Source organism: Acidovorax sp. LjRoot118, assembly GCF_964253575.1.
Lineage (GTDB): Bacteria > Pseudomonadota > Gammaproteobacteria > Burkholderiales > Burkholderiaceae_C > Acidovorax.
This window is the reverse complement of the sequence record NZ_CAXURB020000001.1, coordinates 5548925-5567961: the sequence shown is the minus strand read 5'-3', so window position 1 is coordinate 5567961 and position 19037 is coordinate 5548925. Positions and strand designations below refer to the sequence as shown.

Below are 19037 nucleotides of genomic sequence, written 5' to 3'. Positions count from 1 at the left end.
GCCCTATTGTCCACATGCGGCGGGGTGGTGGGGATGACAGCTACCTGCACTGCACCAGAAATTCACGGGAAACCGCCCTGTCGGACCCTCTCCCGGGGCCGGTGTGGCGTTCAGGCCGCAGTTTGCGCGCCCTGGCCCAGCAGCCACTGGCGGATGGCAGGGGCGTCCAGGGGCACGGAGATCAGGTGTCCCTGGATCAGGTCGCAGCCCAGGCTGCGCAGCAGGGCCATCTGCTCGGCAGTCTCTACCCCCTCGGCCACGGTTTGGAGCTGCAGGCTGCGTCCCATCTGCACGATGGCGGTGACGATGGCCACATCGTCGGCGCTGCCTGGGGTGTCCATCACGAAGGAGCGGTCGATCTTGAGCTTGTCGATGGGGTAGCGCTTGAGGTAGGCCAGCGACGAGTAGCCGGTGCCGAAATCATCGATGGAGATGCCCACGCCCAGGTCCTTGAGCGCTTGCAGCGTATCGAGCACCTGGCCGTTCTGGTGCATCAGCACCGATTCGGTCAGCTCGATCTCCAGGTACTGCGGTGCCAGGCCCGTGGCCGTGAGGGCGGCGGCGATCTCGCCGGCCACATCGCGCTGGCGAAACTCCAGGGCCGACAGGTTCACGGCCACCGGCACCAGGGCCAGCCCCTCGTCCTGCCAGGCCTTGAGCTGGCGGCAGGCCTCGTGCAGCACCCAGCGGCCAATCGGCGTGATGAGCCCGCGCGACTCGGCGAAAGCGATGAAATCGGTGGGGCCCACCAGACCGCGCACCGGGTGGTTCCAGCGCACCAGGGCCTCGAAGCCCCGGAGCGTGCCGTCCTTCAGGCAGATCTGCGGCTGGTAGTGCAGCACGAAGGCGTTGTCTGCGATGGCCTCGCGCAGCAGGCGCTCCTGCTGCAGCACTTCCATGGCGCGCAGGTCCATACCGGGCTGGTAGAACTGGCGGTTGCCGCGGCCGCTGTCCTTGGCCTGCTGCATGGCCGCGTCGGCGCAGCGCAGCAGCGCGTCGCCGGTGGCCCCATCGTCCGGGAACAGGCTGATGCCGATGGACGGCGACATGGTCAGCGGCAGGTGGCCTACCGTGAAGACAGTGCGCATGGCCTGCAGCACGGCGTCGGCCACCCGGGCCGCATCCTCGGGCGCGTGGATGCTGGTGAGCACCAGCACGAACTCGTCGCTGCCCAGGCGGGCCACCACGTCGGCTTCGCCCACAGCGTGGCGCAGCCGGTCGGCCACTTCGCGCAGCAGCTGGTCGCCGGCGTGGTGGCCGAGCGAATCGTTCACGGTCTTGAAATGGTCCAGGTTCACGAACAGCACCGCCATCTGGCCCTGGCGGCGGGCCAGCGCCTTGGCCAATCGGTCCATCAGGTGGCGGCGGTTGGGCAACTGCGTGAGCGAGTCGTGCAGGGCGTTGAAGGCCTCGCGCTCCTGCGCCTGCTTGCGCGCCGTGATGTCGCGCACCACGACGATGCGGTAGTCCGCATGGTGGAACGGCATGGTCTTGCCCACCACCTCCACCGGGATGGCATGGCCATCCTTGTGGCGTATGGTGACCTCGTAGGGGTCTTCGCGGCCGCTGCGCGTGTAGTCGAGCGCCACGGCGCGCCATTCGGGGCTGATGAAGTTGAAGATGGACAGGCCCACCACCTCATGCAGCGCATAGCCGGTGAGCCGGTACAAGGCCTCGTTGCCGTCGGAGATCAGGCCGTCGCGGTGGAACACGATGGCCTCGTCCGTGGCTTCGGTGAACTTGCGCATGCGCTCTTCGCTCTCGCGCACCGAGCGCTCGGCACGCCAGCGCTCGGTGATGTCGGTGATCAGCACGAAGGAGCCCAGTTGCCGATCCTTTTGCGCGCCTTCGAAGTGCGGGATGAGATTCACTTCGATCATGCGCACTTCGCCATTGGGCAGGGTCTGCTCGCGCGCGTACTTGACGTGCTCGCCCCGGGTGGAGCGCTCCACATGGGGCTGTATGGCCTGCCAGGCCTTGTCGCCAATGGCTTCCTGCACCGTGAGGCCGAGGATGGATTCGGTGGAATGGCCGTTGTAGGCCGCATAGCCCTGGTTGGCGAACAGGCAGTGCAGGCCGGGCAGGTCGAAATAGGCCATCAGCGCGGGCACGGAGTCCGCGATCAGGCGCAGCAGCAGGTCGCTGGAGCGGCCCTGCTCGGCGGTGCTGGATGCGTTGATCGTTTCTGGCATGTACCACCCGGTTCCTGCGCTGTATTCCGTTATAGCCGATTCACCTGACGCCGGCGTAAGGTAGTTCTCCCTATGCACATGGCAGGGCAAATAGGTCTTTTCCGACTCGCCCCGGATAATCGGGGCCATGACCTCCAAAGAAAACCAAGCCGGCACTGACTTCAGCACGCTGGCCCTGAGCCCCGCTACGCTGGCCAATCTGCAGCAGCTGGGCTACACGCAGATGACCCCTATCCAGGCCGCCAGCCTGCCGCCCGCCCTGCTGGGCAAGGACCTGATCGCCCAGGCCAGCACCGGCAGCGGCAAGACGGCGGCCTTCGCCCTGGCCCTGCTGGCCAACCTCAACCCGCGCCGCTTTGCCGTGCAGGCGCTGGTGCTGTGCCCCACGCGCGAGCTGGCCGACCAGGTGACCACCGAGATCCGCCGCCTGGCGCGGGCCGAGGAGAACATCAAGGTCGTCACCCTGTGCGGCGGTGTGCCGCTGCGCGGCCAGACGGTGAGCCTGGAGCACGGCGCCCACATCGTGGTCGGCACGCCCGGCCGCGTGATGGACCACCTGGAGCGCCAGCACCTGTCGCTGGAAGCGCTCAACACCCTGGTGCTCGACGAGGCCGACCGCATGCTGGACATGGGTTTCTTCGACGACATCGCCACCGTGGCGCGCCAGTGCCCCAAGGAGCGCCAGACCCTGCTGTTCTCTGCCACCTACCCCGAGGGCATCGCCAAGCTGAGCCAGCAGTTCATGAAGGCGCCCGAGCAGATCACCGTGCAGGCCCAGCATGCCGAGGGCAAGATCGAGCAGCGCTGGTACGAGGTGAAGAATTCCGAGCGCCTGCACGCCGTGTCGCAGATCCTGGACCACTTCCGGCCCGAGTCCTCGCTGGCCTTTTGCAACACCAAGCAGCAGTGCCGCGACCTGGTGGCCGTGCTGCAGGCGCAGGGTTTCAGCGCCCTGGCGCTGTATGGTGAGCTGGAGCAGCGCGAGCGCGACCAGGTGCTGGTTCAGTTCGCCAACCGCAGCTGCTCGGTGCTGGTGGCCACCGACGTGGCCGCGCGCGGCCTCGACATCGCCAACCTGGCAGCGGTAATCAACGTGGACGTGACGCCCGACGCCGAGGTGCACATCCACCGCATCGGCCGCACCGGCCGGGGTGATGCCGAGGGCCTGGCGCTGAACCTGGCCAGCATGGACGAGATGGGCAGCGTGGGCAAGATCGAGCAGCTGCAGGGCCGCGAATCGCGCTTTTACCCCTTGGCCGAACTCACGCCCACGGGCAGCGGCCCCTTGGTGCCGCCCATGGCCACCATCCAGATCATCGGTGGCCGCAAGGAAAAGATCCGTGCCGGCGACGTGCTGGGCGCGCTGACCGGCGAGATGGGCTTCACGCGCGAGCAGATCGGCAAGATCAATGTCAACGAGTTCTCCACCTACGTGGCGGTGGACCGCACCGTGGGCCGCCAGGTGGCCGACCGCCTCAACAGCGGCAAGGTCAAAGGCAAGTCCGTGAAGGCCCGCCTGGTCACCGACTGACCAGCATCTGCACCATGGCATCGTAGCCCCGCTGCTTTGCCAGTTGCAGCGGCGTGTTGCCCTGCCGGTCGGTCAGCGCCTGGCTGGCCCCCGCCTTGACCAGGGCCTTGAGCGTGGCCTGGTGGCGTGCCCCGCCGTTGCCCAGCACGATGGATTCGATCAGCGCCGTCCAGTGCAGGTTGTTCACATGGTCCAGCGGTGCGCCGGCCGCGATCAGCTGGCGTACCACGCCGTCGTGCCCCAGGTGGGCGGCGGCGATCAGGGCCGTGCCGTCGTAGCGGCTGGTCACCTGTTTCGCGCTGGCACCCAGCGAGAGGAGCAGGGCCAGGGTTTCCTCGTCGTCGGCCACGGCGGCGATCGTCACCGCGTCGTAGCGGTCGTTCTCCAGCAAATCCAGGCCGGCGCCGGCCTTGGCCAGTGTTCGGATGGCGTCACGCTGCTGGGCAAACGTGGCCACGTGCAGCGGCGTGCGCCCATGGGCGTCGCGGGCATTGGCCAGTGCCGCGGCACTCGGGCCTGCGAGCAGGCGCTGCAGGGCGGCAGTGTCGCCCTGTGCCGCAGCGGCATGCACGCCCTGGTAGGCCGCCAGTTCCGCCGGGTTGGGCGGAACCTGGGCCTGGGCCGGCTGCAGGGCAGCGAAGGCCAGGGTGGCGGCAATGGCGCACAGCGCACGCGCCGTGCTCGAAAAAGAAGGGGCGGTGCGGTGGGCCATGGCTCTTTCCTGGTCGGTCAGGTGTGGCTTACTTGAGCAGGTCCTGCACCTTGGCGATGCCGGCCACAGCGCACTGCTCGTCCAGGTGGCCGCCGGGCGCACCGCCCACGCCCACGGCGCCGATGACTTCGTTGCCCACCTTCACGGGCACGCCGCCGCCCAGCAGCAGGTAGCCGGGGATGTTGACCAGGTTGGCGGCAGCGGGGTTCTTCTGGGCGCCTTCCATCATGGCCAGCGTGGTGTTCTTGGCCGATGCCGAGGTGTAGGCCTTCAGGCGGCTGGCTTCCAGCGTGTGCGGGCCGGCATTGTCGGCGCGGTGCACGGCGCGCACGGTGCCGGCGCGGTCCACCACGGTGGCGGTCACGGCATAGCCGTTGGCGGTGCAGGTGGCCACGGTCTGGGCGGCGATCTGCGTGGCCAGGTCCAGCGAGATATTCTTTTCGGTGCGCACGCCTTCAGCGCTGGCAGCGGTGGCGATGAAGGCGAGGGCGATGGCGGCGGTCTTGAAGTGGCGTTGCATGGTGTGTTCTCCGGTGGTTTGGAAGGCCGGCCTGGCAGGTCGTCAGGCCGTGGGAGAACTGTAAAAAATGCGGGCCGCCGGCACCATTCGTGCGGCTACGCGCGGGCCTCCGTAGAACTACGGAGCGCCGTCCACCAGCGCGGCGTAGCGCCTTATCAACTGGGCCAGCGACTCGGCCCCGAGCTTGGCAAACAGATTGGCGCGGTGGGTTTCCACGGTGCGCGGCGAGAGTTCGAGCGCACGGCCGATCTCCTTGTTGGTCAGGCCTTCGACGATCAGGCCCAGCACCTCGCGTTCGCGTGCCGAGAGCTGGGCATGGCGCTCGCGCGCCTGGTGGTCTGCCTGGTGGCGCTCGCGCGAGCGCACGTGCTGGCGCACCGCGTTCTGCAGGGCCTCGATCAGCACCTCGTCGTCCACCGGCTTTTCGAGGAACTCGGCGGCCCCGGCCTTGAATGCGCGGCGGCACATGTCCACCGTGCCATGGCCTGTGAGCATGATCACGGGCTGGTCCACGCCCTGCTTGAGCAGTTGCTCCAGCAGGGCCAGACCGCTGGTGCCCGGCATGCGCACGTCGAGCACGATGGCACCGATGCTGGCGCGGTCAAAGCCCGCGGCAAAGGCCAGCGGGTCGGCCCAGGCCTGCACGCGCAGGCCCACGGTGCCGATCAGCAGGGCGAGGCCCTCGCGCACGGCGGCATCGTCGTCCACCAGGTGGATCAGCGGGGACAGGGGCGTGGCATGGTCGGTCATGGAAGCACCGGGGTGTGGAGGGGGGCAGCCGGGTGGGCTGCAGCGGGGGCCTGCGCCGTGACCGGCAGCACCAGCACGAAGGCCGCGCCCCGGCCTGCAGCGGGTGCCAGCCACAGCTGCGCACCCATGGCCTGGGCCAGGCTTTCGCACAGCGTGAGGCCCAGGCCCAGGCCGCCTTCGCGCGTGGTGTAGAAAGGCTCGAACAGGCGGTCGCGCGCCTCGGCCGGTATGCCCGGGCCATGGTCGCGCACGGTCAGTGCCACCTGGCCCGTGTCCTGCCGGTCCAGGTGCAGCTCCAGCCGGCGCTCGGCGGCCGGCACCTGCTCCATGGCCTGCAGGGCATTCATCACCAGGTTGTGCACGATCTGCTGCAGGGCCACGGGTTCGGCCAGCACTGCAGGCAGGTCGGGTTCCGCCTCCAGGACCAGTGCCACGCCGCGCTGCTGCAGTTCGGGCTCCACCAGGTGCAGAACGTCCTGCACGGCGGCGGGCAGGGCCAGCGGATGGGCCTGCCCGGCCAGGTCGGGGCGCTCCACCAGGCGGCGCAGCCGACCCACCACGGCCGATGCGCGACGCGCCTGCTCCACGGCACGGCCCATGGCGTCGAAGGCGGTGTCCAGGTCGGGAGGCGATTCGCCCAGCAGGCGCTTGGCGGCCTGGGTGCTGGCCAGCAAGGCCGTGAGGGGTTGGTTGAGCTCGTGCGCCATGCCGGCGGCCAGCTCGCCCAGGGTGTTGAGCCGGGCCACCTGGCCCAGGCGCAGCAGCTCTTCGGCCCGCTGGCGTGCCACGCGCTGGCGCCACCAGGCCAGCGCGCCGGCCCACAGGGCTGCCGTGAGCACGCACCAGCCCAGCATGGCCCACCAGGGCAGCTCGGCCGGGGTCACGGTGCGCTCGGCCACCACGTCCAGGGGCTGGCTCGGCGATGCCAGCAGCTTGTGCACGCTGAAGTGCCAGCCCATGCGGTCCAGCCGGCGCCCTGGCTGCACGACGAAGGACTGGCCAGCCCGGTCCAGCGCCACGCGCACCGGGCTGGTCACCGGGTTCATGGGCCATTCGTCCAGCGGCACGGTGGCCGCCAGGTCGATCTGCAGCGCATAGCTGGCCGGTGTGCCGGCGAGCACCAGGTGGTAGCGGCCGGCGGCCAGGTCGGCCAGGGCCATCTCGGCGCGCCCGGAGCGGCGCGAGGCCGCCTCGGCTGCATCCAGCGCGGCCTTCTGCGCAGCGGGCCAGGCACCCGCAGCCGGGCGCTGCAGCACGGCCAGGATCTGGGGGTAGACGGACGGCAGGCGAGGCAGGGTCGACGCCGCCGCCGTGTCGGCCACAGCGCCCGGCACCGGGGGCTGCAGCAGCGCCAGCGTGGCCATCACCGCATCGTGCTGCACCACGCGCTGGCTCAGCAGCCGGTGCACGATGCGCGCATCCGTATCGAAGGCCGCGCGCAGCTGTTCCACGCGCGCATGCGCCAGCCAGCCGGCACCGGCAGCCGCCACGAGGGCCCACAACAGCAATCCTGCGAGGCGGTGACGCCATGCCTTGGTCATGGGGCGGATTCTGGCACGGCCGGGTCTGTTGTAATCCTGTCCGAACGCCTCCACCCGCCCATGCCCCCCACTGCCTCCACCCTGCACCCCTGGTTCACGCCGCGCAACCTGCTGTGGGCGTCCGTGGCCGTGGCGCTGGTCACCATCGTTCTCAAGACGCTGGCCTGGTACGTGACCGGCTCGGTGGGGCTGCTGTCGGACGCCCTGGAGTCCTTCGTCAACCTGGCCAGCGCCATTTTTGCCCTGGCCATGGTCACCGTGGCGCAACGCCCGGCGGACGACAACCACCCGTACGGCCACCACAAGGCCGAGTATTTTTCATCCGGCTTCGAAGGCATCCTGATCGTTGGCGTGTCGTTGGGCATCTTCTGGGCGGCCGGGCATCGGCTGTTCGACCCGCAACCCCTGGAGCAGGTGGGTTGGGGCCTGGTGCTCTCGGCGGTGAGTTCCGGCCTCAACGGCCTGCTGGCATGGTTCATGTTCCGGTCCGCCCGTGCGTACCGCTCGATTGCGCTGGAAGCCGATGCCCGCCACCTCGTCACCGACGTGTGGACTTCGGCCGGGGTGCTGGTCGGCATTGCCGGTGCCGCGCTCACTGGCTGGCTCTGGCTCGATGCCGTGGCCGCCATCGCCGTGGCGATCAACATCCTCAAGGAAGGCGTGTCGCTGGTCTGGCGCTCATCCCAGGGGTTGATGGACGAGGCCGCCCCGCCCGCGGTGCAGGCCCGCATTGAAGCCACCCTGCAGCAGTTCGTGCAAGGGCAGGCACCGGGGGTGCTGCGCTTTGACCATGTGTCCACACGCCGGGCCGGCCAGCGCCAATTCGTCGATCTGCATCTGCATGTGCCAGCCATTTGGACCCTGGGCCAGGCCGCCGAGTTGCGTGGCCAGGTGGAGCGGGCGCTGATGGCCGCCGTGCCTGGCCTGCGTGCGACCATCGAACTGCTGCCCACCGATGTGGAAGCCCATTTTGACGACCCCAAGGACGTGACGTGATCAGTGTCTTGCAACGCGTGCGCGAAGCCCGCGTGGATGTGGATGGAACCACCGTGGGCGCTATCGGCGCCGGCCTGCTGGTGCTGGTGTGCGCCGAGCGCGGCGATACCGAGGCCGAGGCCGACAAACTGCTGGCCAAGCTGCTCAAGCTGCGCATCTTTGCCGACGACGCCGGCAAGATGAACCGCAGCCTGCAGGACGTGGCCGGCGGGCTGCTGCTGGTGAGCCAGTTCACGCTGGCCGCCGACACGACGGGCGGCAACCGCCCGAGCTTTACCCAGGCGGCAGCACCCGACGATGGGCGGCGCCTGTTCGACTACGTGGTGCAGCAGGCGCGTGCGCTGCACCCGGTGGTGGCCACCGGCCGCTTCGCCACCGAGATGCAGGTGCACCTGGTCAACGATGGGCCGATCACCATACCGCTGCGCATTGCGCCGGCCGCACCGACGCCATAGCGCAGGCGTTCAGGCACCGACCAGTTTCTGGAACGAGCCAAGCACGGCCGGGCCGTTGAACGGCTTGACGATCCAGCCGCGGATGCCGGCGGCCTTGCCGCGCTCCTTCATCGCGGGCGAGTTCTCGGTGGTCAGCATCACGATGTTGACCCCGGTGTTCCTGAGTTCGCTGCGCACTTTTTCGGCCATGGTCAGGCCGTCCATGTGGGGCATGTTCACGTCGCAGACCACGAGCTTGATGCGCGGGTCCTGCTGCAGCTGGGTCAGGCCGTCGCGGCCGTCCACTGCGAAAGCGACGTCGAAACCGTTCTTCCCCAGGAAGCCGCCGACTTCGTTGCGCACGGTGCTGGAGTCGTCGACGACGAGGATGTTGGCCATGGTGCGAGTCCTTCAAAAGTGGTCAGAAAAATTCCAGTTCGCCCGCGACCTGTTCTACCTCGGGCGGCTTCCAGTGGAAGTCCATGGGGGTGTAGGCACGGGCGCACAGGGTGGCATGCAGCGGCAGGGCGCCGGGCAGGTCAATGCGGAAATGCTGAAGATGGTCGGTGCCGATCTGCGCCATGTGCGGCAGGCTGCGGATATCCAGGATCTGCGGGGTCGACAGCCCTAGGCAGTCGTAGAAGGCGCCCAACTCGCGGTTCATCGCGCCGCAACACATGTTGCCGATCTCGCAGATGGCGTCGATGAATGGCTGCGGGCCCATCTCGCGCTCGTCCTGCCCGACCACGCCCGCAATCCATGCACGCGTGCGCGCATCGTGCGCAAAGTGCAGTGCCGCGATGACGCGAAACGAATAGGAGGCGATCGACAGCACCGCCATGTGGGTGAGCGAGTCCTGCTCCACCGCAGGCACGGTGCGGATCTGCATCTTCGAATGCTGCGGCCCCATGCCCTGGCGCAGGCCTGCGATCATCATGCTGTCCAGGCTGTCCCTGGCGCGTTGGCTCAACGTCATGGCGGCTGGCTCAGGCAGACAGGGCGGCCTGGATCTTGCGATTGGTCAGCGCGAGCCCCATGGACGCATTGATGATCATCTTGCCGCCGGCCTGCATGTCCTGGAAGGTGGTGGTGGCGATCAGGTCGTTCTTGTAGAGGTTGTCCCGGTAGTGCTTGGACAGGGCCTCGGCATTCACCGACAGTGTGCGCATCTCGTTGGCCACCACGGCGAAGCCGCGGCCCGCGCCGCCCGCGCGGGCTGCCTCGATCGATGCGTTGAGCGCCACGATCACCATCTGGCGCACGATGCGTGCGAACTCGTCGTTCTTCTCGTGCATGTCCTTGTTGTGGGCCACGAGCTTGCTCATGTCGGCATGCCAGCGCTCGAAGGTCTTGCTGATGCCCTGCAGATCGGCCAGTGCCTTGGCCAGCGTCTGGCTGTGGCCCATGGCACCCTGCACCACGGCCTGCACCACGGCTTGCGTCTGCTGGCCGGCACTGTGCTCGATCAGGCGCTGTTCCTGCTCCCACTGCCCAATGGCGTTCTGCATGTTGGCCTGTGCCTGCTGCAGCGAGCTTTGCAAGTGATCGACCTGGGACTGGAGCCGGGCATTCTCGTTCTCCACTTCCCATTGCGCATCCCTGCCGACGTCTTCGGTCTGCCATGCGGCCTTGCGCAGCGTGCGGCCACACAGCCACCAGCCGGCTACAGCACCGAGGGCGCAACCGCACACCAGAATCAACACTTCCATCATTGCGCTTCCTTCTCGGCATGTTCCGCCGGTGCGCGGCGTGCCACGCCGTACTGGGCAGGCAGGTGGATCACGGTGTGGAACGGCGCGTGGCCTGCCTGCCCAGTGGTCGGCTGGAGTTCCAGCGCGATGCTGCCGCCCACGGATTCGATGAAAGCCTTCACCGCGTCCATGCCCACCCCGCGTCCCGAGATGGCGGTCACTTCGCTGGCCGTGGAAAAACCGGGTGCAAAGATCAACTGCGCGGTCTCGGCCGGAGCCAAAGCGCTGTCTTCCTGTACGAGGCCCGATGCAATGGCTTTTGCGCGGATGCGGTCCAGGTCCAGGCCCCGGCCGTCATCGGAAAGCCGCAGCGTGATCTGGCCATCCGCCTGGTCCATGGCGATCTCGATCCGGCCCTGTGGCGCCTTGCCTTGCGTGGCGCGGTCCGGTGGGGCTTCGATCCCGTGGTCGAGCGCGTTGCGCAGCAGGTGCATGAAGGCGTTGCGCAACACGTCGGTCACCTGGGTGCGCAGAACGATGCCGCCATCGGAGATGACGACCCTGGGCGCCTGCTTGCCCAGTTCCTGCGCCAGGTCGGGCAGCGAGTCCACCACCGTCTCCAGCACGTCGTGCAGCGTGTGGGTGCCCAGCAGCTGCAAGGCGTGCTGTACCTGTTCCAGCATGGCACGCGTGGCATGCAGGCCGTTGCTGCCGTGAAGGGCGCTGCTCGCCGCGTGCAGCAGTTCGTCGATGCGTTCGCGCGGCACCATCAGGTACTTCTCCACGCTGCCGCGGCGCCCGGGGCCCTTGCGGCCCAGCTTGGTGTCGTTGATGTGCGCGTAGCTGTCCAGCGATGCGCGCACCGCCTGCAGCTCGGCATCCAGTGCCGCGCTGTCCCAGCCAGAGAGGTCCTGGCGCAGCGCGTCGTAGCGCTGCTCGGCCGCGTGCGCCAAGTCGGCCAGCTGCAGCAGGCCGTAGGTGCGGGCATTGCCCTTGATGGTGTGCATGTTGCGAAACAGCTCTGCCACGGCGGCCGCGCGGGCTGCCGCATCGGTGGCCGAGCCATCCAGCAGGCGCTGGTTGTGCAGCACGAAGGAGGCCGAGCTGTCCACGAAGTCGTGGAACTTTTCCTGTTGCACGGCGAGCACCTCGCCGATCATTGCCAGCTCCTGCTTTTGCGCCTGCGCGGAGCGTGCCAGCTCGCGCAGTTCGGTCACGTCGCGCACGCACAGCATCAGGCGCTCGGTGCTGCCGTCGCCCGAGGCGATGGGCGACCAGGTGAGGTCCAGCACCTTGGTCTTGCCATCCGCGAAGCGCACGCTCACCTCGCCCGGCAGCAGGTGGGCATTGAAGTCGAAGTTCATGGCGTCTTCGCCGATGCAGGCATCGATGGCCGTCGTCGCTTGCGACAGTGCATCCGCGCCCAGGTCGGTATGGGCCAGCAGCACATCGGTCACACTGCGCCCCGCGAGATCGCTGGTTTCCACGATGCTGGCCAGGTGGTCCGAGTATTCGGGGTGGATCACGCCGCCGGCCTGCAGGGTCATGATGCCCTGCGGGATGGTGTGCAGCATGACCTGGATGTCGGCCGTCTTCTGGCGCACGAGTTCCGTGCTTTCCTGGATCTTCTCCACCATCAGGTTGAAGGCCGTGAGCGAGCGCCCGATCTCGTCCATTCGGGTGACCGGCACTCGGTGCGAGAAGTCCTGGCTGGTGGCGATCTCGGTCATCTTGTGCTCCATCTCGCCGATGGGGCGCACGATCTGGCGGTACAGCATGAAGCCGATGCCCGCCATGCCCAGCACGGCGATGACCGTGATCGTGGTGAGCGTCGTCGTGGTCTGGGTCAGGTTGGCGTTCAGCGAGGCGATGGCCTGGTCCTTGCCGCGGCGCTTCTCGACCTGCACGGCCTCGATCATCTGGCCCTGCTCGCGCAGGTACTGGTCCACGGTGGCGGCCATGGTGGCCTCCGCGGCCTCCTGCTGGCCGGCGAGCTTGAATTGGGCCGTGTCGTCGATGGCCTGGAAGTAGTTCTCCAAGCTCATCTCTGCCTCTTTGATCAGGCCGCGCTGCGCATCGCTGTCGGCCTGGCGCATCTGCGAAGCCAGGGCTGCCTTGAGTTCGCTTTTGCGCGAGCTCAGCGCCTCGTAGGTGGTCTTGGCGCTCTCCCCGTCGGGTGCCGACACCATGGCCATGGTGGCTATGTGCACGTCCTTGAGCTGCCCCATCATTTCCACCGACTGGATGGTGCTGGGCACCACCCCCTCGGTCACGGCCTTGACCTGCTGCGCACCGCGGGACGACTGGTAGAGCGCGAAGCCACCGATGGCGCACAGCGCCAGGAAGGTGAGGGTGATGAGCAGGATGATGCGCAGGCGAACGGTCATGGGAGGGACTGGCTGCTGAACCAATGTAACAATTTGATTCAACTGTCGGCGACGTCCGTGGCGCCTTCATGACATTTCCCCCGGGCCTTCGAGGGGCAAGGCGGCGCAGGCCTGCGCGGTCCGCGCTTTTCGTGGCGCGGTCGGCTGCGGCTATTGCAGCGTCAGCGCCAGTGCGATGGGCAGGAACACCAGGGCTGCCAGGTTGCCGATCAGCACCATCGAGGCCACCTTCTCGGGTTCCTGCCGGTAGCGTTCGGCGAGGATGAAGTTGATCACCGCAGGGGGCAGGGCGCCGAACACCAGCAGCAAGCCCTGCTCGCGCGGTGCCAGATCCATGCCCCAGGCCACAGCCCAGGCGATGGCCATGCCCGTCACCGGGCGCAGCACGGCGCCGAAGACGCCGAAGCCGACGGACTGGATGTGCGAATCCGCCAGGCGCGCACCCAGCGCGAACAGCATCAGTGGAATGGACACATCGCCCACCATGCGGATGGCCGTGAGCAGCGGCGGCCACAGCGCCATGCCCCCCATGCCCACCGCCAGCCCCGCGATGGCGGCCAGGATGGAGGGCGAGGTCCACATGGTGCGCAGCCGCGCCTGGTGGTCCAGCAGCCAGATGCCGAAGGAGAACTGCAGCGCGTTGGACACCACGAACATCGCAATCGCCGGGGCCAGCGCCTCCTGGCCGAACGCCAGCACCGCCAGCGGCAGGCCCAGGTTGCCGCAGTTGTTGAACATCATCGGCGGCACCAGCGTCTTGGGCTCCAGGCCCAGCGCGCGGGCCACCAGCCAGCCCACCACGCCCGTGCCGGCGATCAGCGCCAGCGTGGCCAGCAGCAGTGGCAGGTGGTCCTGCACACGGAAGTCCTTGCCCGCCATGGCCCCGAACACCAGTGCGGGCACGAACACCGCCAGGTTGAGCTGGTTGGCGGTCGAGAGATCGGGCTTCATGCGCCGTCCGACGGCATAGCCCAGGGCGGCAATGGCGAACAGGGGAAACAGGATGGAGAGGATGCGCAGTAGCATGGGGACCGAAGAACGAACGTCCGAGCTTAAGGCAGGTCGGCACGTGCCTTGTCGAGGGTTGGCCGGTGGAGCGCAACGGCCCGCCGCATCGGCCTTGGCGTGGGGCCTTGGGTGCTTTGCGTTAAAACAGCGTTGGCGGCTGGACACATGCCGGCGCCACCCCTCCCACACCCGCACAAAGCCCATGCGCAGCATCTACTTCATCAGCCACCCCGACGTGGTGATCAGCCCCCTGGTGCCGATCACGCACTGGCCCTTGTCCGAACGCGGGCGCGCACGCATGGCCGCAGCGCTGTCGCAGCCCTGGGTGCCGGGTATCTCGGCCGTGTACTGCAGCACCGAGCAAAAGGCCATCAATGGTGCGCAGATACTGGCGGAGCACCGGGGACTGGCGCCCACGCAGGTGGCTGCGCTCGGGGAGAACGATCGCTCGTCCACCGGCTACCTGCCACTGGCCGAGTTCGAGACCGTGGCCGACGCCTTCTTTGCGCAGCCTAAGCAGTCGGTGCGCGGGTGGGAGACTGCGGCGCACGCCCAGGCGCGCATCGTGGAGGCCGTGGCATCCATCGCCGCAGCCGATACCTCTGCCGGGGCACTGGCCATCGTCTCGCATGGGGCGGTGGGTGCGCTGCTGTACTGCCACCCCACCGGGCAGCCCATCTCGCGGCAATGGGACCAGCCCGCCAATGGCGGTGGCAACTACTTCAGCATCCAGTGGGGGCCAGAGCCCCGCGCGCTGTCGTGGTGGCTGCCGGTCGATGGAGTCGGGCCCTCTCCCTAACGTTTGCGCGTCTTGGCGGGCTTCGATGCCACCGGCTTGGCGTCGTACGGATCGGCAAAGCCCAGCTCCTGCAGGATGGCGGTCTCGTAGGCTTCCATCTCGTCGGCATCGGCCGCGCTGGTCTCGTGGTCCCAGCCCTGGGCGTGCAGGGCGCCATGCACCAGCATGTGGGCGTAGTGCTCTTCCAGGCTCTTGTTCTGCTCCTTCGCCTCGTGTTCGATCACCGGGGCGCACAGCACCAGGTCGGCCGTGACCAGGGGTTCCTGCGTGTAGTCGAAGGTCAGCACGTTGGTCGCATAGTCCTTGCGGCGGTAGTCGTTGTTGAGCTGCCGTCCTTCCTCGGCGTCGACGATGCGCACGGTGATCTCGGCGTCGGTGGCCAGGGCGTGGCGTATCCAGCGCGTGACCTTGTGGCGCGGCAGCACGGCGCGGTGCGCGGCGGCGCCATCGAATCGGCCGAACTGCAGCGACAGGGAGAGTTGGTTCAAAGGCATGGGGAATGTCTTGTCAGGGGCTGCTCACGCGCGGGTGCGCGTGGCTACCGCACGGCGGGGTGCGTCGTAGGCGTCCACGATGCGCGCCACCAGCGGGTGGCGCACCACGTCGGCGCTGGTGAAGTGGGTGACGGCGATGCCCTTGACGCGCTTGAGCACGCGCTCGGCATCGACCAGGCCGCTCATGGCACCCTTGGGCAGGTCGACCTGGCTCACGTCACCCGTGACCACGGCGCGCGCGCCGAAGCCGATGCGTGTGAGGAACATCTTCATCTGCTCGGGCGTGGTGTTCTGGGCTTCGTCCAGGATCACGAAGGCATTGTTCAGCGTGCGCCCGCGCATGAAGGCCAGCGGCGCGATCTCGATGGCGTTGCGTTCGAAGGCCTTCTGCACCTTGTCGTTGCCCATCAGTTCGTACAGCGCGTCGTACAGAGGGCGCAGGTAGGGGTCGACCTTCTGCGCCAGGTCGCCGGGGAGGAAGCCCAGGCGCTCGCCGGCCTCCACCGCCGGGCGCGTCAGCACGATGCGCTGCACGTTGCTGCGCTCCAGGGCATCCACCGCACAGGCAACGGCCAAGTAGGTCTTGCCGGTGCCGGCCGGGCCGATGCCGAAGGTGATGTCGTGCGTGGCGATGTTCTGCAGGTACAGGTTCTGCGTGGGCGTGCGCCCGCGCAGGTCCGGGCGGCGCGTGCTGAGCACGATGGCGTCGTCCGGTGCCTCCAGCAGCTCGCTGTCGCCCGCCAGCATGAGCTGGATGTGGTCCTCGGGGATCGGGCGCTCGGCCATCTCGTACAGGGCCTGAAGCAACTCCATCGCCTGCGTGGCCTTGGCCTTGGGGCCGTCCACCTTGAATTGTTCGTGCCGGTGCGCGATGCTCACCTGCAGCGCCACCTCGATGGTGCGCAGGTGCGCATCGGCCGGGCCGCACAGGTGCGTGAGCCGGGTGTTGTTGTGGGGAGTGAAGGTGTGGCGCAGGATCACGCTGATAATTCCCGTCAGGCAATGGAACAGAACGCAAGAGCGACGGCGCTGCTTGTCACGCCAGCGACGGCAAAGGACATCAATGATAGGCAAATTGACCGGCACCCTGCTGGAGAAGAATCCCCCCGAGGTGCTTTTGGACTGCCACGGGGTGGGCTACGAGGTGAATGTGCCCATGAGCACCTTCTACAACCTGCCCTCCGTGGGGGAGCGCGTGAGCCTGCTCACGCAGTTCATTGTGCGCGAGGATGCGCAATTGCTGTACGGCTTTGCCACTTCCGAGGAGCGCCAGGCCTTTCGCGAGCTGATCAAGATCTCGGGCGTGGGCCCGCGCACGGCGCTGTCCATCCTGAGCGGTATGGGCGTGGGCGACCTGGCACAGGCCATCACGCTGCAGGAGGCGGGGCGCCTGGTCAAGGTGCCCGGCATCGGCAAGAAGACCGCCGAGCGCCTGCTGCTGGAGCTCAAGGGCAAGCTGGGCGCCGACATGGGGGGGGCGCGCAGCCACGCCACCAGTGATGCACAGGCCGACATCCTGCAGGCCCTGCTGGCCCTGGGCTACAACGACAAGGAAGCGGCCGCTGCCCTCAAGGCCCTGCCGGCCGACGTGGGCGTGAGCGACGGCATCAAGCTCGCGCTCAAGTCGCTGGCCAGGTAGGTCCGAACGGGCGCCTACTGGGCCTCGCGCACCAGGCGGCCATTGGTCGGCTGCACCGGCCGCGCATTGGGCGGCGAGATGCGCGCCAGCAGGCGCAGCTGCTCCAGGCCCACGCTCACCGGGGTCTTCATCACGATGCGCAGCACGCCCTCGGTGCAGGGCGGCGAGGTCAGCGAGCCCGCGTACTGGTAGTAGTGCCGGTCCTGCGGCAGCAGCTCGCCCACCGAGAGCACCGGCTGCGGCAGGCGCACGCGGTCCTGTGCGTCCAGGGGCATGTGCGTCCAGAGGCGGGTGATGAAGGCATTGGGGCTGCCCAGTTGCATGGGCACGCTGACCACGGCCATCTGGCCGCTCGGGCCCTGGTACACCAGCTCGGTGGCCATGGGGTAGCTCTGCAGGTGCACGCGCTCCTCTGCGGGGTGGCGGAACTGCAGGCGCAGGAGCCGCCAGGGGGCTCCGCGCAGGGGCAGGATGCTGGTGCCTTCCACCTCCAGCGCGAGGCCATGCCCCGTGTTCCACACCGTGCCGCCGAAGAACTGGTTGCCGAACGGCAAGGGGTCCGCCGGGCCGAGCGCCACGTCCTGCGGGGTGATGTGGATGGGCGACTGGCGCGTGCCCTGGCTGCAGGCCGAAAAATCCGGGTGCAGGCCGCCCCAGGCCTCGGGTCCCTTGTCGCCGCTGGCATGGTCCCAGCGCACCGTGCGCGGGTCGGCTGGCGGTGGTGGGGGCGCAGGCGGCGCGGCAGCAGCCAGTTCGGCGGCCCGCGACTGGATGTAGCGGCGGCTGGCGCCGGCGTCCGGCACGGTCGACCGGGGCGGTGTCGGTGGGCGTGCTTCGGCCGGGGCCGGCTTGCGCGGGCGGTCGGGTGGCACGCGCACTTCCACGCTGGGGATGGGGCCGGCGTTCTTGCGCGCACCGGGTTTGGCCGGCGCGGCGTTCTTGTCCTTGGCGCGCTGGATGGCCTCGTCGATCCGGGTGGCCAGGGTGGCCTTGTCCTGCGGGTTCTCGATGCGGATGGCGCCGGTGGCGGCCCGGCCGGGAGGGGGCGCGGTCTGGGCAGTCGCGGTCAGTGCGGCTGCGCCACTGGCGGCCAGCGCGGCCAGCAATTGCAGTGGCCGTGGCAGGCGGGTGGGCGCAGGCATCATCTCTTTCATGGTGTGCTTCATGTATCGGCACAGTACCCACTTACTTTACCCCCTGGGAGGGCGCCCGGGCTATATAGTTCCAGTCGGCCCGCCCGCGCGGGTATTCGACCCCGGACAGAACCACCGTGACCATCCAGACCGACGACTTCGCCCCCATACCGCCCAAGCGCGTGGTGTCCGCCGCGCCCGCCTCGCCGCAGGAGGAGGCCATCGAGCGCGCCCTGCGCCCCAAGCTGCTGCAGGAGTACGTGGGCCAAGCCAAGGCGCGCGAGCAGCTCGAGATCTTCATCGGCGCGGCGCGCAAGCGCGGCGAGGCGCTGGACCATGTGCTGCTGTTCGGCCCGCCGGGCCTGGGCAAGACCACGTTGAGCCACATCATCGCGGCCGAGCTGGGCGTGAACCTGCGCCAGACCAGCGGCCCCGTGCTCGAAAAGCCCAAGGACCTGGCCGCATTGCTGACCAACCTGGAAAAGAACGACGTCCTTTTCATCGACGAGATCCACCGCCTCTCGCCCGTGGTCGAGGAAATCCTGTACCCGGCGCTCGAGGACTACCAGATCGACATCATGATCGGCGAGGGGCCGGCCGCGCGCAGCATCAAGCTCGACCTGCAGCCCTTCACCCTTGTGGGGGCCACCACGCGCGCCGGCATGCTCACCAACCCGCTGCGCGACCGCTTCGGCATCGTCGCGCGGCTGGAGTTCTACACCGCGCAGGAGCTCGCGCGCATCGTGCAGCGCAGCGCCGGCCTGCTCGACGTGCCCATGGACGAAGTGGGTGGCTTCGAGATCGCCCGCCGCTCGCGCGGCACGCCGCGCATCGCCAACCGGTTGCTGCGCCGCGTGCGCGACTATGCCGAGGTCAAGGGCGACGGCCGCATCACCCTGGATATCGCCAACCGCGCCCTGGCCATGCTCGACGTGGACCCGCAGGGATTCGACGTGATGGACCGCAAGCTGCTCGAGGCCGTGATCCACCGCTTCGATGGCGGCCCGGTGGGCCTGGACAACATCGCCGCCAGCATCGGCGAGGAGGCGGGCACCATCGAGGACGTGATCGAGCCCTACCTGATCCAGCAAGGCTTTCTGCAGCGCACCACGCGCGGCCGCGTGGCCACGTTGGCCGCCTACCGGCACCTGGGCGTGACCCCGCCCAAGACCGGCGGGCAGGACCTGTTCGAAGCCTGAAGCACAAGGGA

Annotated in this window: 19 protein-coding genes; 6 read left to right on the top strand and 13 right to left on the bottom strand. The window is 68.4% G+C overall.

Going from position 1 to position 19037, the window contains the following annotated elements; translation table 11 throughout:
* Positions 1-110: 110 nt before the first annotated feature.
* Positions 111-2192, bottom strand: a complete 2082-nt coding sequence (locus ACSQ9E_RS26095) for a putative bifunctional diguanylate cyclase/phosphodiesterase (protein WP_436219570.1) — start codon at positions 2190-2192, stop codon at positions 111-113.
* A 127-nt stretch (positions 2193-2319) separates the two neighbouring features.
* On the opposite strand from ACSQ9E_RS26095, the gene dbpA reads away from it, so the two are divergent.
* A complete protein-coding gene (gene dbpA / locus ACSQ9E_RS26090) occupies positions 2320-3723 on the top strand; it encodes an ATP-dependent RNA helicase DbpA (protein ID WP_179682263.1) in 1404 nt (467 codons plus the stop codon).
* Here dbpA and ACSQ9E_RS26085 read toward each other — a convergent pair.
* From ACSQ9E_RS26085 to ACSQ9E_RS26070, 4 genes are all read right to left on the bottom strand, one after another.
* On the bottom strand, positions 3713-4435 hold the full coding sequence (locus ACSQ9E_RS26085; RefSeq protein ID WP_436219569.1) for an ankyrin repeat domain-containing protein: 723 nt from the start codon (positions 4433-4435) through the stop codon (positions 3713-3715). The genes dbpA and ACSQ9E_RS26085 overlap by 11 nt on opposite strands.
* 28 nt (positions 4436-4463) lie before the next feature.
* Entirely contained in the window at positions 4464-4955 is a 492-nt protein-coding gene (locus tag ACSQ9E_RS26080) for a GlcG/HbpS family heme-binding protein (RefSeq protein ID WP_428002641.1), read from the bottom strand.
* A gap of 117 nt (positions 4956-5072) precedes the next feature.
* Complete coding sequence (locus ACSQ9E_RS26075) at positions 5073-5705, bottom strand: response regulator transcription factor (protein WP_428002640.1); 633 nt, start codon at positions 5703-5705, stop codon at positions 5073-5075.
* On the bottom strand, positions 5702-7246 hold the full coding sequence (locus ACSQ9E_RS26070; protein WP_436219568.1) for a sensor histidine kinase: 1545 nt from the start codon (positions 7244-7246) through the stop codon (positions 5702-5704). The genes ACSQ9E_RS26075 and ACSQ9E_RS26070 overlap by 4 nt, the downstream gene beginning before the upstream one ends.
* A 60-nt stretch (positions 7247-7306) precedes the next feature.
* Here ACSQ9E_RS26070 and ACSQ9E_RS26065 point away from each other — a divergent pair, with 60 nt between their 5' ends.
* Together ACSQ9E_RS26065 and dtd are read left to right on the top strand one after the other, a co-directional pair.
* The gene (locus ACSQ9E_RS26065) at positions 7307-8242 is read left to right on the top strand and encodes a cation diffusion facilitator family transporter (protein WP_428002638.1); all 936 of its coding nucleotides are present in this window, start codon (positions 7307-7309) and stop codon (positions 8240-8242) included.
* The gene (gene dtd / locus ACSQ9E_RS26060; protein WP_057266442.1) at positions 8239-8697 is read left to right on the top strand and encodes a D-aminoacyl-tRNA deacylase; all 459 of its coding nucleotides are present in this window, start codon (positions 8239-8241) and stop codon (positions 8695-8697) included. The genes ACSQ9E_RS26065 and dtd overlap by 4 nt, the downstream gene beginning before the upstream one ends.
* Before the next feature lie 9 nt (positions 8698-8706).
* On the opposite strand, the gene ACSQ9E_RS26055 is transcribed toward dtd, so the two are convergent.
* The 5 genes from ACSQ9E_RS26055 to ACSQ9E_RS26035 all read right to left on the bottom strand — a co-directional run bounded on the left by ACSQ9E_RS26055 (position 8707) and on the right by ACSQ9E_RS26035 (position 13780).
* Positions 8707-9075, bottom strand: a complete 369-nt coding sequence (locus ACSQ9E_RS26055; protein WP_057266441.1) for a response regulator — start codon at positions 9073-9075, stop codon at positions 8707-8709.
* 22 nt (positions 9076-9097) lie between these two features.
* On the bottom strand, positions 9098-9652 hold the full coding sequence (locus ACSQ9E_RS26050; RefSeq protein WP_057266440.1) for a hypothetical protein: 555 nt from the start codon (positions 9650-9652) through the stop codon (positions 9098-9100).
* Between the two features lie 10 nt (positions 9653-9662).
* Complete coding sequence (locus ACSQ9E_RS26045; RefSeq protein WP_428002637.1) at positions 9663-10388, bottom strand: methyl-accepting chemotaxis protein; 726 nt, start codon at positions 10386-10388, stop codon at positions 9663-9665.
* On the bottom strand, positions 10385-12754 hold the full coding sequence (locus ACSQ9E_RS26040) for an ATP-binding protein (protein ID WP_436219567.1): 2370 nt from the start codon (positions 12752-12754) through the stop codon (positions 10385-10387). Before ACSQ9E_RS26040 ends, ACSQ9E_RS26045 begins: the two co-directional genes overlap by 4 nt.
* Positions 12755-12904: 150 nt before the next feature.
* A complete protein-coding gene (locus tag ACSQ9E_RS26035) occupies positions 12905-13780 on the bottom strand; it encodes an AEC family transporter (RefSeq protein WP_057199949.1) in 876 nt (291 codons plus the stop codon).
* Between the two features lie 184 nt (positions 13781-13964).
* Between ACSQ9E_RS26035 and ACSQ9E_RS26030 the strand changes: the two genes are divergently transcribed.
* Positions 13965-14561: a histidine phosphatase family protein gene (locus ACSQ9E_RS26030; protein WP_436219566.1), complete on the top strand. Its 597-nt coding sequence runs from the start codon at positions 13965-13967 to the stop codon at positions 14559-14561.
* On the opposite strand, the gene ybeY is transcribed toward ACSQ9E_RS26030, so the two are convergent.
* The gene (gene ybeY, locus ACSQ9E_RS26025; protein ID WP_436219565.1) at positions 14558-15055 is read right to left on the bottom strand and encodes an rRNA maturation RNase YbeY; all 498 of its coding nucleotides are present in this window, start codon (positions 15053-15055) and stop codon (positions 14558-14560) included. The two genes, ACSQ9E_RS26030 and ybeY, sit on opposite strands and share 4 nt — an antisense overlap.
* A gap of 24 nt (positions 15056-15079) precedes the next feature.
* Positions 15080-16036 (bottom strand): PhoH family protein, encoded by a 957-nt coding sequence (locus ACSQ9E_RS26020; protein ID WP_057266435.1) that lies wholly within the window; start codon positions 16034-16036, stop codon positions 15080-15082.
* A gap of 82 nt (positions 16037-16118) precedes the next feature.
* Between ACSQ9E_RS26020 and ruvA the strand changes: the two genes are divergently transcribed.
* Positions 16119-16694 carry a Holliday junction branch migration protein RuvA gene (ruvA, locus tag ACSQ9E_RS26015; protein ID WP_057199954.1) on the top strand — a complete coding sequence of 192 codons (576 nt, stop codon included), beginning with the start codon at positions 16119-16121 and terminating at the stop codon, positions 16692-16694.
* A gap of 14 nt (positions 16695-16708) precedes the next feature.
* Here the strand turns inward: ruvA and ACSQ9E_RS26010 are convergent, their stop codons facing one another.
* A complete protein-coding gene (locus tag ACSQ9E_RS26010) occupies positions 16709-17848 on the bottom strand; it encodes a carbonic anhydrase family protein (RefSeq protein ID WP_436219564.1) in 1140 nt (379 codons plus the stop codon).
* Positions 17849-17964: 116 nt separating this feature from the next.
* On the opposite strand from ACSQ9E_RS26010, the gene ruvB reads away from it, so the two are divergent.
* Complete coding sequence (gene ruvB, locus ACSQ9E_RS26005; protein WP_057199956.1) at positions 17965-19026, top strand: Holliday junction branch migration DNA helicase RuvB; 1062 nt, start codon at positions 17965-17967, stop codon at positions 19024-19026.
* Positions 19027-19037 lie beyond the last annotated feature (11 nt).

Coding starts and splice junctions, on each gene's coding strand:
- dbpA (WP_179682263.1), top strand. CDS start 2,320: ATGACCTCCAAAGAAAACCAAGCCGGCACTGACTTCAGCACGCTGGCC.
- ACSQ9E_RS26050 (WP_057266440.1), bottom strand. CDS start 9,652: ATGACGTTGAGCCAACGCGCCAGGGACAGCCTGGACAGCATGATGATC.
- ACSQ9E_RS26030 (WP_436219566.1), top strand. CDS start 13,965: ATGCGCAGCATCTACTTCATCAGCCACCCCGACGTGGTGATCAGCCCC.
- ACSQ9E_RS26085 (WP_436219569.1), bottom strand. CDS start 4,435: ATGGCCCACCGCACCGCCCCTTCTTTTTCGAGCACGGCGCGTGCGCTG.
- ACSQ9E_RS26010 (WP_436219564.1), bottom strand. CDS start 17,848: ATGAAAGAGATGATGCCTGCGCCCACCCGCCTGCCACGGCCACTGCAA.
- ruvA (WP_057199954.1), top strand. CDS start 16,119: ATGATAGGCAAATTGACCGGCACCCTGCTGGAGAAGAATCCCCCCGAG.
- ACSQ9E_RS26040 (WP_436219567.1), bottom strand. CDS start 12,754: ATGACCGTTCGCCTGCGCATCATCCTGCTCATCACCCTCACCTTCCTG.
- ACSQ9E_RS26075 (WP_428002640.1), bottom strand. CDS start 5,705: ATGACCGACCATGCCACGCCCCTGTCCCCGCTGATCCACCTGGTGGAC.
- ACSQ9E_RS26055 (WP_057266441.1), bottom strand. CDS start 9,075: ATGGCCAACATCCTCGTCGTCGACGACTCCAGCACCGTGCGCAACGAA.
- ACSQ9E_RS26065 (WP_428002638.1), top strand. CDS start 7,307: ATGCCCCCCACTGCCTCCACCCTGCACCCCTGGTTCACGCCGCGCAAC.
- ybeY (WP_436219565.1), bottom strand. CDS start 15,055: ATGCCTTTGAACCAACTCTCCCTGTCGCTGCAGTTCGGCCGATTCGAT.
- ACSQ9E_RS26095 (WP_436219570.1), bottom strand. CDS start 2,192: ATGCCAGAAACGATCAACGCATCCAGCACCGCCGAGCAGGGCCGCTCC.
- ACSQ9E_RS26045 (WP_428002637.1), bottom strand. CDS start 10,388: ATGATGGAAGTGTTGATTCTGGTGTGCGGTTGCGCCCTCGGTGCTGTA.
- ACSQ9E_RS26070 (WP_436219568.1), bottom strand. CDS start 7,246: ATGACCAAGGCATGGCGTCACCGCCTCGCAGGATTGCTGTTGTGGGCC.
- ACSQ9E_RS26035 (WP_057199949.1), bottom strand. CDS start 13,780: ATGCTACTGCGCATCCTCTCCATCCTGTTTCCCCTGTTCGCCATTGCC.
- ACSQ9E_RS26080 (WP_428002641.1), bottom strand. CDS start 4,955: ATGCAACGCCACTTCAAGACCGCCGCCATCGCCCTCGCCTTCATCGCC.